The sequence below is a fragment of the Streptomyces sp. NPDC050743 genome (genome assembly GCF_044456925.1).
Lineage (GTDB): Bacteria > Actinomycetota > Actinomycetes > Streptomycetales > Streptomycetaceae > Streptomyces.
In genome coordinates, this window is the sequence record NZ_JBITGJ010000050.1 from 1 (window position 1) to 15,032 (window position 15,032).

Sequence of the window (15,032 nt, forward strand, 5' to 3'; positions counted from 1 at the left end):
CATCTCCCCGGCCCATTCCCCCTGCATGCCTACAAGACTGCCCCCGACTGCACCCAGCCGGGGCCAGAACCCGAGATTTTCAGCAACCTTCTAGGGCACCGGCTCGATCACACCTGCCGCCACCTCGGCGTTTCGGTCGTCAGGGCGGGCCGGTGTGTGGCGCGGTGGCGGGTGCGGTACGGATGGTGGGCATGAGCAGTATCGCCATTGTCGGGGCCGGGCCGGGGCTGGGGGCCGCCGTCGCGCGGCGGTTCGGGCGGGAGGGGTTCGCGGTGGCCCTCTTCGCCCGGGAACGGGAGCGGCTCGACGCGCTGGTGCGGGACCTCGACGGCAGCGGCGTGACGGCCCGCGGGTTCGTCGCCGATGTGCGCAGGCCGGAGGAGCTGACCGCGGCTCTGGGACGGGCGGCGGCCGAGCTGGGGCCCGTCGAGGTGCTGCAGTACAGCCCGGTGCCGCACCGCGACTTCATGCGGCCCGTGCTGGAGACCGGGCACCGGGATCTCATCGGGCCCATCGAGTTCTCCGTGTACGGCCCCGTCGCCGCCGTGCAGCAGGTGCTGCCGGGGATGCGCCGGCTGGGGCGCGGGACGATCCTCTTCGTCAACGGCGGCACCGCCGTCGTACCCCACACCGAACGCGCCGGGACGTCCATCGCGTTCGCCGCGGAGACCGCCTACGGCCATCTGCTGCACGAGCGGCTGGCCGGCGAGGGGATCCATGTCGCGCAGCTGGTGATCCCGGGGGCGATCACTCCCGGGCACGCCCGCAAGGATCCGGCCGTGCTGGCGGAGACGCTGTGGGGCATGCACCGGGAGCGGCACGGGTTCCGGCACTTCGCCGACGATCTCGACAGCTGACGGGGCGCTGTCACCGGCTGACGGGACACCGTCACCCTGCGGTGCGGAGTTTTGTAGGTCAATATAGTGATGTTGGGCGTATTGCTCTCTTCGAGGGGGGCGCCATGGCCGTCGACATCCCCGCGATCGTCCGGCCGCCCCGGCTCAGGAGCCGGGGCGGACTGCTGGGCGAGTGCCTCGCCGAGTTCCTCGGGACCTTCGTGCTCATCTCGTTCGGCTGCGGTGTGGTCGCGACGGCGGTCGCCGCGCTGCCCGGTTCGGGCCGTGCCGCGACGCCCACGACGATCTTCATGGCGGCCGGTGACTGGCTGCTGATCACCTGGGGCTGGGCGTTCGCGGTCGTGTTCGGCGTCTATGTCGGCGGCGGGGTGAGCGGTGCCCATCTGAACCCGGCGGTCACGCTGGCCATGGCGGTGCGGCGCGGATTCTCCTGGGCCAAGGTCCTGCCGTACTGGTTCTCGCAGGTCGTCGGCGCCTTCACCGGCGCGGCACTGGTCTATCTCGTGTACCACCAGGCGATCGCCGCCTACGACCACGCCGCGCCCCCGCCGAAGGTGAACGGTCGCACGAACGCCACCTTCTCGATCTTCGCCACCTTCCCGGCGGCGTACTTCCACGGCGGGATCTGGGGGCCGCTGATCGACCAGATCGTCGGTACGGCGTTCCTGCTGATGCTGATCGCCGCCGTCCTCGACGTGCGCAACCAGGCCGTGAAGGCCAACCTCGCCCCGCTGGTCGTGGGCTTCGTCGTCGCCGCCATCGGCATGTCCTACGGCGCCAACGCGGGCTATGCCATCAACCCGGCCCGTGACTTCGGGCCGCGCCTGCTCACCTATGCGGAGGGCTGGGGCAGCCTCGCCTTCCCGGGCAGCGTGTCCGGCGTGTACAGCGGCTACTGGTGGATTCCCATCGTCGGGCCGCTGATCGGAGGCGTGATCGGGATCGTCGTGTACGACCTCTTCATCGGTGACGTCCTGCTGGTCCGGGCGGAGCTGGCCGAGCTGCCGGAGCCGGGGCGGGCGACCGCGGCGCGCACCATCGACGAGGAGTAGGCCTGCGGACGGCGGCCCTTCGGCAACGGTCCTGCGGCAGCGGTCCTTCAGCTGCCGGGGGTGTCCTCCGCACCGGCACCGGTGCCGGCGGCCGCTGCCCGGCGGGCCGTCGCCGCGATCTCCTCCAGCGCCGCCAGATGGCGGGCGAGCGCCCTGCGGCCGGTGAGCGTGAGCGCGGCCCAGGTGCGGGGGCGCTTGCCGAGGTAGCCCTTGCGGATGCCGACGTAGCCGGTCTTCTCCAGCGCGGAGAGGGTCTTGCTCAGCGTGGAGTCGGAGACCTGGCAGTAGTCCCGCAGGACGGCGAACTCCGCCTCGCCGCACGCCGAGAGGTAGGCGGCGAGGGCGAGCCGGGTCGGGTGGTGGAGTTCGCGGTCGAGAGCGGGGGGCGCGCCGCGCGTCGGGCCGGTCATGCGGCGACGACCCGCCGGGTCGCGCGCAGGACGTACTCAGCGCCGGAGGCCAGGCCGAAGGCGATGAGCCAGCCCGTCGTGCCGTACGGGATCGCGGCCAGCAGGCCGATGGCCAGGGGGACGAAGGGCATGACCCAGGCATACCAGGCCGGTCGCCCGGGCCCGCGGTCGCGGCTGAACCAGCCTGTCACTCCGCCGTGGTGGGCGCCGAGCCAGATCAGGACGAAGAAGGCGATCAGGCACGGGAGGGCGGCGAGCAGGAGCCAGATCCCCCACTGCGGCTCCTGGTTGGCGACGCCCAGTGCGGTGAATCCGGCCGCGAAGGTCAGGCCCTGGCCTATCGCGTACCCGCGGGGCCGGTCGCGCTCGCTCGCCCTGCGCGCCGCGGTCCGTGCGGCGCAGGCGGCGGCGAGCGCGTCCCGGGCCTGCCGGGCGTCCATCGGGTCCCCCGTGCTGCTGTTCATGTGTGCCTCCGGTACGGGCAGCGAGGGGCGGGTGGTCGGGCCGCCCCGGTTCGTGCCGTAAGCATGGACAGTACTTTCCATGAATGCAAGTACTTTGACGGAGGCGAAGTGCCCCGGACGCGACGGCGGTTACAGCGGCCGGTTCGGCCAGTCCAGGAGGCGGGCGCCGATCACGGCGGTCTGGAGCATGTAGCGGTGCGCCGGGTCGGCGGGGTCGGCGCCGGTGAGCTTGTGGATGCGTTCCAGCCGGTAGGTGAGCGCGCGGACGCTGAGGGAGAGCCGGCGGGCGGCCTCGGCGGCGACGCAGCCGGAGTCGAAGTAGGCGGCGAGCGTGTCCAGCAGGGGCACGGCTCCGCCGCGGGCCCGGGTGAGCGGGCCGAGGGTGTGTGTCACCAGGTCGACCAGCGCCTGCCGGTCCCGGGCCAGCACCGGGTAGACGAGGAGGTCGGCGGCGCGCAGCACCGGCCCGGCCAGGCCGAGCCGGGCGGCCATCTCCAGCGCGGCGAGGGACTCCTCGTACGACTGCACCACCCCGCCGGCGCCGTGCTGCGGGCGGCCGATGGCGATCCGGACGCCGTCCGACGCCGCGTACGCCTGCTTGGCGAAGTGCAGGAGGATCTCGTCCTCGTCGCCGGGCGCGACACACAGCATCCGGCCGTTCTTGGTGGTCAGCAGGATGCTGCGGGAGTCGAAGCGGGCGAGCACGGCGGCCTCGACCCGGCGGGCGACCGGGCCGCCCTCGACGTACGCGGACCGGCCCTCGGCGACGGCCACCGCGTGTGCCCGGGACAGGTGCAGGCCGAAGCGTTCGGCGCGCTCGGCGAGGCGGCCCAGGTCGCTGCGGCCGTAGAGCAGGTCGTCGATGAACTCCCGGCGCGCGGCCTCCTCGCGGCGTACGGTGAGCCGCTGGGCGCGCTCGTAGCCCTCGGCGAACGCGTCGATCGCCTGCTCGACGGCGGCCAGCGTGGCCAGGCTGCTCTCCGCCGAGCCGGGCACGGCCGGCCAGGCGGCGCGGGTGGCGGCCAGGTGGGCCACGATCAGCGCGCGCAGTCCGTGCCCGGCCTCGGCGGCCTGCTCGCCCAGGGTCCGCCGGGACTTCAGCTCCTCCCTGGTCAGCCGCCGGCCGGTGGCCGAGACCTCGGCCAGTGTCCGGCTGAAACCGTCCAGATAGTGCTCGGACGCATCGCCTATGTCGTGCTTGTCCCCCATGCCGGTCCCGGCCCCCGTCCCCCGTGCTCCAGCGATCTTGACGCGCCGGTGACACTTTCTTAGCGCCTGTCCGGCATCCAGACCCTAGTGAACACTGCCGGACACCGGCAATGCGCGGGTGTACACCCTGGCCGCACCATCGTCCGCGGGGAGCACTACGGAGGGTCGCGGTGCCGGCGCCGGCGGACGACCGGTGGTCCAAGCACCGGTACGGGGGTCCGGTACATGGTCCGGCACCGCGATCCCGGGGGGCTTCCGTACTTCATCGTCTGACGCAAGGACGTATGCCATGGAAGTCCTCGGCGTGCTCGTCGCCGCCTGTCTCGTCGTCGTGCTGCTCGCGGTGCTCGCGTTCTCCCGGCTGTACCGCAAGGTGGACCAGAGCCAGGCCCTGATCGTGTCGAAGACGCGGCGGGTCGACGTGTCCTTCACCGGGCAGGTCGTGCTGCCGATCGTGCACAAGGCCGAGGTCATGGACATCTCGGTGAAGACCATCGAGATCAGCCGCTCCGGCCGGGACGGGCTGATCTGCCGGGACAACATCCGCGCCGACATCCGGATCCTGTTCTTCGTCAAGGTCAACAAGACCGTCCAGGACGTCATCAAGGTCGCCCAGACCGTAGGCACCGAGCGCGCCAGCCACCAGGACACGCTGCAGGAGCTGTTCCACGCGAAGTTCTCCGAGGCGCTGAAGACCGTCGGCAAGCAGATGGACTTCACCGACCTGTACACCAAGCGCGAGGAACTCCGGTACCACATCATCGAGTTGATCGGCATCGATCTCAACGGCTACCACCTCGAGGACGCGGCGATCGACTACCTGGAGCAGACCCCGCTCTCCCAGATGGACCCGGCCAACGTCCTCGACGCCGAGGGCATCCGCAAGATCACCGAGCTGACGGCGATCGAGCACGTGCGCACCAACGAGGCCCGCCGCAACGAGCAGAAGGAGATCACCCGCCAGGACGTCGACGCCCGCGAGGCCATCCTGGAGCTGGAGCGGCGGCAGGCGGACGCCGAGATCAAGCAGAGGCGGGAGATCGAGACCTCCCGGGCCCGCGAGGAGGCCGAGACCGCCCGCGTCATGGAGGAGGAGCGGCTGCGCGCCCAGGGCGCCTTCCTGCGCACCGAGGAGCAGTTGGGGGTGCAGCGGGAGAACCAGGCCCGGGAGATCGCCGTCGCCGCGAAGAACCGCGAGCGGGTCATCGCCGTCGAGAACGAGCGCATCGAGAAGGACCGGCTGCTGGAGGTCATCGCGCGGGAGCGGGAGACCCAGCTGACGAAGATCGCCGCCGAGAAGGAGGTCGAGGCGGAGAAGCGGGAGATCGCCGAGGTCATCCGGGAGCGGGTCGCGGTGGACCGTACGGTCGCCGAGCAGGAGGAGTCCATCAAGAAGCTGCGCGTGGTCGAGGAGGCGGAGCGGGAGCGGCAGGCCCTCGTCATCGCCGCCGAGGCGGAGGCGCAGGAGAAGCTGGTCAAGGACATCAAGGCGGCCGAGGCCGCAGAGCAGGCCGCCACGCACCGCGCCGCAGAGGAACTGACGCTGGCCGAGGCGCGGTTGAAGACCGCCGACCTCGACGCGCGGGCCAAGCTGCGGCTCGCCGAGGGCGTCCAGGCCGAGGCCGCCGCCGAGGGGCTTGCCGCGGTGCAGGTCCGCGACAAGGAGGCCGAGGTCACCGTGAAGGCCGGGCGCGCGGCGGCGGAGGCCACCGAGGCGCGGCTGCGGGCCGAGGCCGAGGGCACCCAGGCCAAGGCGCTCGCGGAGGCGGAGGGCGCACGCGCCAAGGGTCTCGCGGAGGCCGAGGGCGCGCGGGCGGCGGCGGAGGCCACCGAGGCGCGGCTGAAGGCCGAGGCGGAAGGCGCGCGGGCCAAGGGGCTGGCCGAGGCGGAGGGTGCCAAGGCGAAGGCGCTCGCGGAGGCCACCGCGATCGGCGAGAAGCTGAGGGCCGAGGCCGCCGGCTTGACGGAGAAGGCCGCCGCGATGGCCGCGCTGGACGAGGCATCGCGCGGGCACGAAGAGTACCGGCTGCGGCTGCAGGCGGAGAAGGAGATCCGGCTGGCCGGTCTGGAGACGCAGCGGCAGGTGGCCGAGGCGCAGGCGACGGTGCTGGCGACCGGGCTGGAGAACGCCGACATCGACATCGTCGGCGGGGACTCGGTCTTCTTCGACCGCCTGGTGTCCTCCATCGCCCTCGGCAAGGGCGTGGACGGCTTCGTCGCCAACTCCCACACCGCGCAGTCCCTGGCGAAGCCCTGGCTGGACGGCACGGGCAGCTTCACGGAGGACCTGGGCCGCGTCCTCGGCTCGCTGGGCTCGGCGGACGTGCGGAACCTGACCGTGTCCGCGATGCTGATGAAGCAGATCAAGGGTGGCGGCCCGAACGCGGGACAGCTCCAGAAACTCCTCGACCGGGCAAGCGAACTGGGCCTGTCGGACACCCCGCTCGCCGGCCTGAACGGAAGCGGTACAGGGAGCTGAGGCGGCGCGGGGTGGGCGCTGCTCGCTGTGAGGTGCCGCTGCGCCCACCCGTGCCGCCCCAGCGGCGGCGGTGCCTCGAAGGCACCGGGACTGCAGTTCCCCAGGGGCGCGGGGCTGTATCGATATGCGGCTCCGCCGCGTGGGCGCGATCAGCTACCACGCACCCGCACCCGGCAGATGACGCGCAGCCCGAGCTCCTAGCCGCACAGCCCACGAAGGGAACCACACGCAATGGCCACCGCTGATGCGCCGCAGGTGGACGCCGGCACCTACGAGGTCCTGCGCGACCGGCTCGCCGGGCACGCCGCGGAGCTTGCCCGGCGGGCCGAGGCGCTCAACACCCGCCGCGCCGAGGAGTTCGGCTCGGCACGGCTGGACCTCGCGCGCACCGCTCGCCTCCGCACCGAGCACGCCTGCGTGCCGAGGGACATCGTGGCCGTAGGGGACGCGCTCCTCTTCGGCGCGACCGGCGGAGCCACGGACGTCCTCGTGCTGTACGACCGCGACGGCGAGCGGCCGGCCGAGGACGCCGTACCCGGTCTGCTGGACGACCCGGGGTTCGTACGGGAGTTCGGCGCGCTGCACCGCTACTACCGCGAAGCGAGCCTGCTGCGGCTGCGGCGGGTCGACGGCCGGCTGCTGGCAGTGTTCCGCACCGGTGAGAAGGCCGACGACGTCCGCGTGCTGCGCTGGAGCCTCGCCGAGGACGGCCGCGTGGCGTTCCTGGACGCGCGCGGCGACCGCGACGACGTCTTCCCGCCGGCCCAGGACCTGACCTGGACGGAGACCACCCGCGAGGACCACGTCCTCGGCCGGGACCAGTACGTGGCCGTCCCCGGGGGGCTGGGGGTGAGCACCATCGGCGGCTCCCTCACCGTGCGCACTCAGGACGGGGAGGAGCTGTACGCCGAACCCGTGCAGGAGCCGCTGCAGGCCCTCGCGGACGCGGCGGTCGGCCACGCCCGTGCCGGGGCGCTGGTGCTGCTGCGGGTGCGCCCGTACAAGGAGGAGGCCGACCGGTACCTCGTCTTCGACACGCTGAGCCGGACGGTGGTGCGGCTCGACGGGATCGGGCAGGCGTGCCGGCGGCTGCCCGAGGAGCAGGGGATCGTCTTCCCCGGCGGGTACTGCCTGGCGGGCGGGACCCACAAGACGTACGAACTCGACGTGGCGGGCCTGGAGTTCGAGCGCGAGGTCCGCGCGCCGAACGGCGAGGACGTGCTGTACGCCTTCCGGTCCCGGACCGAGGGGCGCACCCTGCTGCTGTCGTACAACACCCTGCGCAAGGAGGTCGCGAAGCCGCTGCCGTGCCGGGGCTGGGCGCTGTTCGAGGACGGCGCGCTGGCCGTGCTGCGCGACGGGGGTGAGGAGCCCGCGCACACCCATCCGGTGCAGTGGTGGACCTCGCCGTACGTCTCCGACACGCACGCCGCCGCGCTGCGCACCGGCACCGGCGCGTTCGCCCGGGTCGGCAACGCGGACCTCGTGCGCGGGCTCGCCGACTGTCTGTCGGTGGCCCGGCTGGTCACCGACGGCATCGAGACCAGCGAGGGGTACCGGGCGCTGGCGGCGGCCTGTGTGCGGGCCGCCGACACCCATCACTGGTTCGTCGAGTCCGAACTGGGCGGCCTGGCCGGTCCGTTGGGGGAGGTCCGGGCGGCCGCCGAGCAGGTGCTGGGCGAGTTCGAGACCGTACGGGAGCTGACCCGGCACGCCGCGGACGTCCTCGACGAGGCCGACGAGCGGATCGCCGCCGTGGTGCGCCGGCTGCGCGGCGAGGCGCCGCGCGAGGCCGCCGCCTGGGTGCGCGGGCTGAGCGAACTCCGGTATGCGCACGGCCACCTGCTCACCCTGCGGGAGCTGCGGTACGTCGATGCCGCCCGGCTGGAGGAGCTGGCGGCCGCCGCCGAGGACGACCTCGCCGCCTTCGGGCGGCGCGCGGTGCAGTTCCTGGCCCGCGCGGACGCCTTCGCGGGGCAGCAGGCGGAGGTCGAGCGGCTGGTCGGGGAGGCGGCGGCCGTCGAGACCGTGGCCCAGGGCGCGCCCGTCGCCGCCCGGCTCGACGAGCTCGCCGACGGGCTGCGCACGGTCACCGAGGTGGTGACCGGCCTCGACATCGCCGACGCCACCGTCCGTACGGCCGTCCTGGAACGGATTGCCGAGGTGCTGGGCGGCGTCAACCGGGCCCGGGCGACCCTGGACGCCCGCCGACGGCACCTGAGGGACCGCGAGGGGCGGGCCGAGTTCGGGGCCGAGACCGCGCTGCTCGCCCAGGCCGTCACCGCCGCGCTCGCCGCGTCCGGCACGCCCGAGGAGTGCGACGACCAACTCGCCTCCGTCCTGTCCCGGTTGGAGGACCTGGACGGCCGGTTCGCCGAGTTCGACGACTTCCTCGCGGAACTCGCCGACCGGCGCGCCGAGATCTACGAGGCGTTCGCCGCCCGCAAGCAGTCCCTCGCCGACGCCCGCGCCCGCCGCGCCGAGCAGCTCGCGCTCTCGGCGGGGCGCATGCTGGAGTCGGTCGCCCGCCGGGCCGCCACGCTGCCCGATGCCGACGCGGTCACCACGTACTTCGCCTCCGACCCGCTGGTCGCCAAGGTCCGCCGCACCGCCGACGAGCTGCGCGCCCTCGGCGACAGCGTGCGCGCCGAGGAGCTCGACGGCCGGCTGAAGTCCGCCCGCCAGGAGGCCGCCCGCGTCCTGCGCGACCGCGCCGACCTGTACGCCGAGGACGGCCGCACCCTGCTGCTCGGCGGCCACCGCTTCGCCGTCAACACCCAGCCGCTCGACCTCACCCTCGTCCCGCACGGTGACACCCTCGCCTTCGCGGTGACCGGCACGGACTACCGCGCCCCGGTCACCGACCCGGACTTCGCCGCGTACCGCCCCTACTGGGAGCGCCACCTGCCCTCCGAGTCGCCGGAGGTCTACCGCGCCGAGCACCTCGCCGCCCGTCTGCTCGCCGAGCACGGCCCGGCCGCCCTGGCCGCCGCCGAGGACCTGCCGGACCTGGTCCGCCGGGCGGCGCAGGAGTCGTACGACGAGGGCTACGAGCGCGGTGTCCACGACCATGACGCGACGGTCGTCCTCACCGCCCTGCTGCCGCTGTACGAAGGCGCCGGCACCCTGCGCCACGAGCCCGCCGCCCGTGCCGCCGCCCAGCTGTTCTGGGCGCACGGCACGACCGAGGAGGCCCGGTCGGCCTGGTCCCGGCGGGCGGTGTCGCTGGCCCGGGCCCGGGACGCCTTCGGTGCCGTACCGGCCATCGGGGAGCTTCAGCGGGAGCTGGCCGCGGCGATCGAGGCGTGGGACGCGTCGGTGGCGGGCGGGCCGGCCGCCGCGTACCTCTTCGAGGAGCTGACCGGCGGCCCTGAGGGGTTCGTGCTGGGCGTCACGGCGCGCACCCTGCTGGAGAAGTTCCGGCACGCGGAGGGGAGTTACCGCACGGATCTGGAGGGGCTGACCGAGCTGGCCGCGCGCCGGCAGGTGGTGCACGCCTGGCTCGCCGCGTACGCCGCCGCCACCGGCACCGACGCCGGACCCGGCGAGCTGGCCGAGGCGGTCGCCGCCGAGCTCTGCCCCGGCCTGCCGCGCTACGACGGCGACGCCCCGCTGACGGCGACGGCCGAGGGCCTGCTGGGCACGCACCCGCGCGTGGCCGACGGCCGACTGCCCCTCCGCCTGGACGAGTTCCTGTCCAGGACGACCCGGTTCGCGGCCGACGAGGTGCCCGCCTTCCGCGCCTACCAGCGCCGCCGTACGGCCCTGGTGTCCGCCGAGCGCGACCGGCTCCGCCTGGACGACCACCGCCCGAGGGTGATGTCGGCGTTCGTCCGGGGCCGCCTCGTCGACGAGGTGTACCTGCCGCTGGTCGGCGACAGCCTGGCCCGGCAGCTGGGCACCACCGGTGAGTCCAGGCGCACCGACACCGGTGGGCTGCTCCTGCTGGTCTCCCCGCCCGGCTACGGCAAGACGACGCTCATGGAGTACGTCGCCGACCGGCTCGGCCTGATGCTGGTCAAGGTCAGCGGCCCGGCGCTCGGCCACACCGTCACCTCGCTGGACCCGGCCGACGCCCCGAACGCCACCGCCCGCCGCGAGATCGAGAAGATCAACTTCGCGCTGGCGGCCGGCAACAACACGCTCCTGTACGTGGACGACATCCAGCACACCTCGCCCGAACTGCTGCAGAAGTTCATCCCGCTGTGCGACGCCACCCGGCGCGTGGACGGCGTCTGGGACGGCGAACCGCGCACCTACGACCTGCGTGGCAAGCGCTTCGCGGTCTGCATGGCCGGCAACCCCTACACCGAGTCCGGCGAGCGCTTCCGCATCCCCGACATGCTCGCCAACCGCGCCGACGTGTGGAACCTCGGCGACGTCCTCGCCGGCAAGGAGGACGTCTTCGCGCTCAGCTTCGTCGAGAACGCCCTCACCGCCAACCCGGTGCTGGCCCCGCTCGCCGCCCGCGACCGCGCCGACCTGGAGCTCCTGGTCCGCCTGGCCGGCGCCGACCCGACGGTTCGCGCCGACCGCCTGAGCCGGCCGATGCCGCCGGCCGAACTGGACGCCACGGTGGCCGTGCTGCGGCACGTGATGGCGGTCCGCGCGACGGTGCTGAAGGTGAACGAGGCCTACATCGCCTCCGCCGCCCAGTCGGCAGCCGCCCGCACGGAACCCCCGTTCCGCCTCCAGGGCTCCTACCGCGACATGAACCGGATCGCGCAGCGTCTGCGCCCGGTCATGAACGACGCCGAACGCGAGGCCGTCGTCGACGACCACTACACGGCCGAGGCCCAGACCCTCACCACGGGCGCCGAGGCCAACCTGCTGAAACTCGCCGAACTGCGCGGCACGCTGAGCCCGGCCGAGGCCGCCCGCTGGACCGAGGTGAAGACCGCCCACGTCCGCGCCCGCACCCTAGGGGGGCCCGAGGAGGATCCCGTGAGCCGGGCGGTGGCCGCGCTGGGGCTGCTCGCGGACCGGATCGCGGCGGTGGAGTCGGCCATCGAACGCGCGCGGGAGCGGTGACGTCAGCAGCCCGTGTCCGGGAACACGGGGACGAACTGCACGCGCGCGTGGTCGTCGGCGTCCAGGACGCGGTCGTAGTCGAGTCGGTCCACGCGGTACCAGACGTCGTCCCGCTTGCGGTTGCCGTTCACGTCGTCCAGGCGGACGCACCACCGCTCCGGGCGCACTTCCCTGCGGTACGTCTCGCTGCCGCTGCGCACCGTGTGGCAGTCCTGGTAGTGCTCGGTGGTGTACCAGGTGCGGGTGCGGCGATGGCTGCCGGAGCCGGAGCGGGAGGAGTGCCGTACCTGGTGGGTGCCTGTCGTGCACCGCTTGACCAGGTGCGGCCGGGTGGCCCGAGTGGTCTTCCGGGTGACGTGGCGGAGCGTGTCCTTGAGGCCGTGCACGGGGTCCGGGTCGTCCCCTCCGTGGCCGCCCCCGCACGCGGCGAGCGCGCCCAGCAGGAGCGCCGCCACACCGGCGGCACGCAGTCGCCTGCCGAACGTCGTGCCGAACATGTGTCTCCCCCCGTCGCCGGACGCGTAGCGTAGCCGACCGATGGGGGCCCTGAAGGGCGTGCCGCGTGGTGTCCGTCAGCCGAGGCAGACCAGGACCAGGCAGAGTTGGTCGTGCGAGGTCGAACCGGTGGCCGGGGTGGTCGAGGTGCCGCTGCTACTGCTGCCGCCGCTGCCCGTGCCGGTGGAGGGCGTTTGCTGTGCCGTCGTGCCGGAGGAGCCCGCGTTCGTGTCCGTGCTCGTTCCGGAGGTCGACGGCGTGGTGCCACGCGGCTGCGGGGCCGCCGGTGCGGCCTGCGAGGCCGGTACGGCCGGTGCGTCCTGGTGCGAGGCGACCGTGGCGGTCTGCGGGTGGCCGGCGGACTGGGCCGAGCGGGGTGCGGGGGCCACGGAGTGCTGCTGCTGGGGGGCGCTCACGGCGGGCGTCCGCGCTGTCGGCGTGGTCGGCGTGTGCCGGTGCCTGGCGGCGGGCGACGCGGGGGTGGACGCCGGGTCGCTGGGGGCGGCCGAGGGCTCGTCGGTGAGGCTCATGCTCCGGTTGTCCGGTGCGGTGGCCGCCTGGGCGCGGTCGTTGTTGCCGCGGTCGAGCGAGGCGAGTGTCAGGCCGCCGCCGACGAGCGCGACGGCGGTCGCCACCGCGGCCCGGCGCTTGTTCTTCTTCCAGCGGGCCAGCTGCCGCCGGCGGGCGGCGCGTCCCTGGCCGGCGGGCGGGGCGTCGGTGACGTCGGCGGGCGGTGTGCCCTCGGCGTCGGCGGGCGGTACCGCGGCAGCCTCTGTGGCGCCGAACCAGTCGTCGGCGGCGGGCCGTACGGCTGTGACGGCGGAGGCGGAGCGGGGCGGGGCTATGTCCGGGGCGTAGGCACCGCACCCCGGGCAGACCAGGGCGCCGTTGAGGTGCCGGCGGCACGAGGAGCAGTAGTCCATCTGTGGTCTTCCTGAGTCCAATGGGGGGCGGGCGACCGTCACGGTAACGAGCCTTTCGAAAGGCTGTGTGCAGCCCGTGTGGCACTCCTGCGCAGATTTGCGGGGGCCTTTCCCCGTGTCCCGGCCGGGTCCGGGCCGTTCGCGTCGGCATAGTGGCGGGCGTCTTCCGCACCGGACGCAGGAGGAGACGCATGCTCGGCACGGAGTTCCGCACCGGCTCGCCCATCTGGATCGACCTCGGCAGCCCCGACACGCAGGCGGCCGCCGCCTTCTACACCGCCGTCTTCGGCTGGGAGTTCGCCTCCGCAGGCCCGGAAGGCGGCGGCTACGGCTTCTTCCAGAAGAACGGCGGCACGGTGGCCGGCCTCGGCCCGCTGACCGAACAGGGGGCCAAGTCCGCCTGGATGACGTACTTCCGCAGCGACGACGCCCAGGCCACCGCCCGGGCCGTGACCGACACCAGCGGCACGGTGCGCGCCCAGCCGATGAGCATGGGCGAGACCACCTTCGCCCAGTTCACCGACCCGCAGGGCGCGCAGTTCGCGGTGCTGCAGAGCGGGCAGGGTCTGCAGCGGGCGTCGGAGGACGGGGCGCTGGTGTGGGTGGAGCTGCACGTCGGCGACCCGCAGGCGGCCATCGGCTTCTACCGCGGGCTGTTCGGCTGGCGGTCGCAGGAGATGCAGGCGCCGGGCATGACGTACCAGGTGCTCAGCATCGTTGAGGGCGACCAGCAGGAGGGCTCCTTCGGCGGTGTGGCCCCGACGCGGGACGACTCGGAGGGCGCGCGCTGGGTGCCGTACTTCGCCGTGACCGACGCGGACGCGATCGTCACCTCGGTCGGCGCCAACGGCGGCTCGGTGCTGATGCCGGCGGCGAACGTCCCCGGCGTCGGCCGCATCGCCTGGCTGACCGACCCGGCCCAGGCGGTCTTCGCCGTCCTCAGGCCGGACCCGCGGCAGACCTGAGACGACAAGCCCGCAAGGGCCGTTGGCACTCAGGCTCCGCGACGGGCGGGCTCCTCCCGCACCGGCGCGGTGACCCGCCGTCCCCACGGCTTGAACACGGACAGCACGACGATCGCGAGGTACAGCAGCAGCGCGACGGCCGGCACGATCACCGTTTGGTAGCGGACGAACCCCAGGTGCATGGCCGCGATCGGGCCGGTCGGATGCCGTTGCACCGCGTGCACCGCCTCGTGCAGCCGGGCGCTGAGGGCGAAGATCGAGGCCGCCGTGGCCGCGAGGGTGAGCCAGAACTTGGTGGCGACCCAGTAGTAGCGGAACAGGCCCCAGGACGTGCCGAGGCTCAGCACCACCCCGCTGAGCAGGGTGAGCAGGCTCAGCGGGACGATCAGCGCGTCGCCCAGCATCCCCATCGCCCGGTACGCGGTCCGCAGTGTGTCCGCGTCGTCGGTCGCCAGTGCCGTGGCCCCGAGGGTGAGCAGGCAGAGCATCAGCGTCAGCCAGCCGACCGAGGCGACCAGGTGCACGACGACCCAGCTCTTACGGGCCCTCGGTGTCAGTCGACGGCTCACTCGCTTCCTCCAGGTCCGGCTACGGGCTCCCGACCAGCGTCCCCGGCCGCCCGGCCCGACGCGTCCGCCGACGGAAGTAACGTCCGCTGCGCCGAGCCGAGTACGCCTGCCGCAACACCGAGCGCCGTGCTGGTCCAGTGGCTCGGAGCCGGTGAGCAGCTTGCGAACCCGCCCGGAACCACGTCACCGACCGGAGGGTGGCCCCCTTGCGCACACGGGTCTCGCGGGAGAGATGGGGGACCGGGACGCGGCCGCCGTCCCGGGCGCGGCTCGCCGAGGAGTACGGCGCCGGGCGCAATGTCGTGCAGCGGGCCGTGGACCGGCTGATCGCCGAGGGCTTGCCGGAGGGCCGCGCGGGCTCCGGCACCTACGTCCGTACGCCCCGCGAGCGCCCGCGGATGCTCCGCTCCCGACCCCCGAGGCCATCGCCGGGCGGCTCGCCATCAAACAGCCGCCCCGCGCCTTTTGTTCACCTACTGTTCGAACTCACTTTCCGGTGCCCCCCGCGCGTCATCACATACGGTCCTGCTGCCGACGAGTGATCGCTGTCACCCGGAGCGCAGCGCGACACAGACACG

General features: G+C 73.5%; 12 protein-coding genes. 6 read left to right on the top strand and 6 right to left on the bottom strand.

From position 1 onward, the window contains the following. Nucleotides 1-191 precede the first annotated feature (191 nt). Both ACIBJF_RS33880 and ACIBJF_RS33885 read left to right on the top strand, forming a co-directional pair. Nucleotides 192-857, top strand: coding sequence for an SDR family NAD(P)-dependent oxidoreductase (locus ACIBJF_RS33880; protein WP_399179534.1), 666 nt, complete (start codon nt 192-194; stop codon nt 855-857). A gap of 104 nt (nt 858-961) precedes the next feature. After that, nucleotides 962-1,909, top strand: coding sequence for an MIP/aquaporin family protein (locus tag ACIBJF_RS33885; protein ID WP_399179536.1), 948 nt, complete (start codon nt 962-964; stop codon nt 1,907-1,909). Between the two features lie 47 nt (nt 1,910-1,956). Here ACIBJF_RS33885 and ACIBJF_RS33890 read toward each other — a convergent pair whose 3' ends face one another. The 3 genes from ACIBJF_RS33890 to ACIBJF_RS33900 form a co-directional block, all read right to left on the bottom strand. Continuing rightward, nucleotides 1,957-2,319, bottom strand: a complete 363-nt coding sequence (locus tag ACIBJF_RS33890) for a winged helix-turn-helix domain-containing protein (RefSeq protein WP_399179537.1) — start codon at nt 2,317-2,319, stop codon at nt 1,957-1,959. Next, complete coding sequence (locus tag ACIBJF_RS33895; RefSeq protein ID WP_399179538.1) at nt 2,316-2,783, bottom strand: hypothetical protein; 468 nt, start codon at nt 2,781-2,783, stop codon at nt 2,316-2,318. Before ACIBJF_RS33895 ends, ACIBJF_RS33890 begins: the two co-directional genes overlap by 4 nt. Before the next feature lie 129 nt (nt 2,784-2,912). Then, nucleotides 2,913-3,992: a PucR family transcriptional regulator gene (locus ACIBJF_RS33900; RefSeq protein WP_399179539.1), complete on the bottom strand. Its 1,080-nt coding sequence runs from the start codon at nt 3,990-3,992 to the stop codon at nt 2,913-2,915. 289 nt (nt 3,993-4,281) lie between these two features. Here ACIBJF_RS33900 and ACIBJF_RS33905 point away from each other — a divergent pair, with 289 nt between their 5' ends. Together ACIBJF_RS33905 and ACIBJF_RS33910 are read left to right on the top strand one after the other, a co-directional pair. Further along, on the top strand, nt 4,282-6,471 hold the full coding sequence (locus tag ACIBJF_RS33905) for a flotillin family protein (protein WP_399179540.1): 2,190 nt from the start codon (nt 4,282-4,284) through the stop codon (nt 6,469-6,471). A gap of 231 nt (nt 6,472-6,702) precedes the next feature. Beyond that, a complete protein-coding gene (locus ACIBJF_RS33910) occupies nt 6,703-11,502 on the top strand; it encodes a DNA repair ATPase (RefSeq protein WP_399179542.1) in 4,800 nt (1,599 codons plus the stop codon). A 2-nt stretch (nt 11,503-11,504) separates the two neighbouring features. On the opposite strand, the gene ACIBJF_RS33915 is transcribed toward ACIBJF_RS33910, so the two are convergent. Continuing rightward, nucleotides 11,505-11,999, bottom strand: a complete 495-nt coding sequence (locus ACIBJF_RS33915; protein WP_399179544.1) for a hypothetical protein — start codon at nt 11,997-11,999, stop codon at nt 11,505-11,507. Between the two features lie 75 nt (nt 12,000-12,074). After that, the gene (locus tag ACIBJF_RS33920) at nt 12,075-12,920 is read right to left on the bottom strand and encodes a hypothetical protein (RefSeq protein WP_399179546.1); all 846 of its coding nucleotides are present in this window, start codon (nt 12,918-12,920) and stop codon (nt 12,075-12,077) included. 191 nt (nt 12,921-13,111) lie between these two features. Here ACIBJF_RS33920 and ACIBJF_RS33925 point away from each other — a divergent pair, with 191 nt between their 5' ends. Continuing rightward, nucleotides 13,112-13,885 carry a VOC family protein gene (locus ACIBJF_RS33925; RefSeq protein WP_399179547.1) on the top strand — a complete coding sequence of 258 codons (774 nt, stop codon included), beginning with the start codon at nt 13,112-13,114 and terminating at the stop codon, nt 13,883-13,885. 29 nt (nt 13,886-13,914) lie between these two features. Here the strand turns inward: ACIBJF_RS33925 and ACIBJF_RS33930 are convergent, their stop codons facing one another. Further along, nucleotides 13,915-14,454 carry a DUF2269 domain-containing protein gene (locus ACIBJF_RS33930; protein WP_399179549.1) on the bottom strand — a complete coding sequence of 180 codons (540 nt, stop codon included), beginning with the start codon at nt 14,452-14,454 and terminating at the stop codon, nt 13,915-13,917. 197 nt (nt 14,455-14,651) lie between these two features. Here ACIBJF_RS33930 and ACIBJF_RS33935 point away from each other — a divergent pair, with 197 nt between their 5' ends. Further along, nucleotides 14,652-14,996: a GntR family transcriptional regulator gene (locus ACIBJF_RS33935; protein ID WP_399179550.1), complete on the top strand. Its 345-nt coding sequence runs from the start codon at nt 14,652-14,654 to the stop codon at nt 14,994-14,996. The last annotated feature ends 36 nt before the right edge of the window (nt 14,997-15,032 follow it).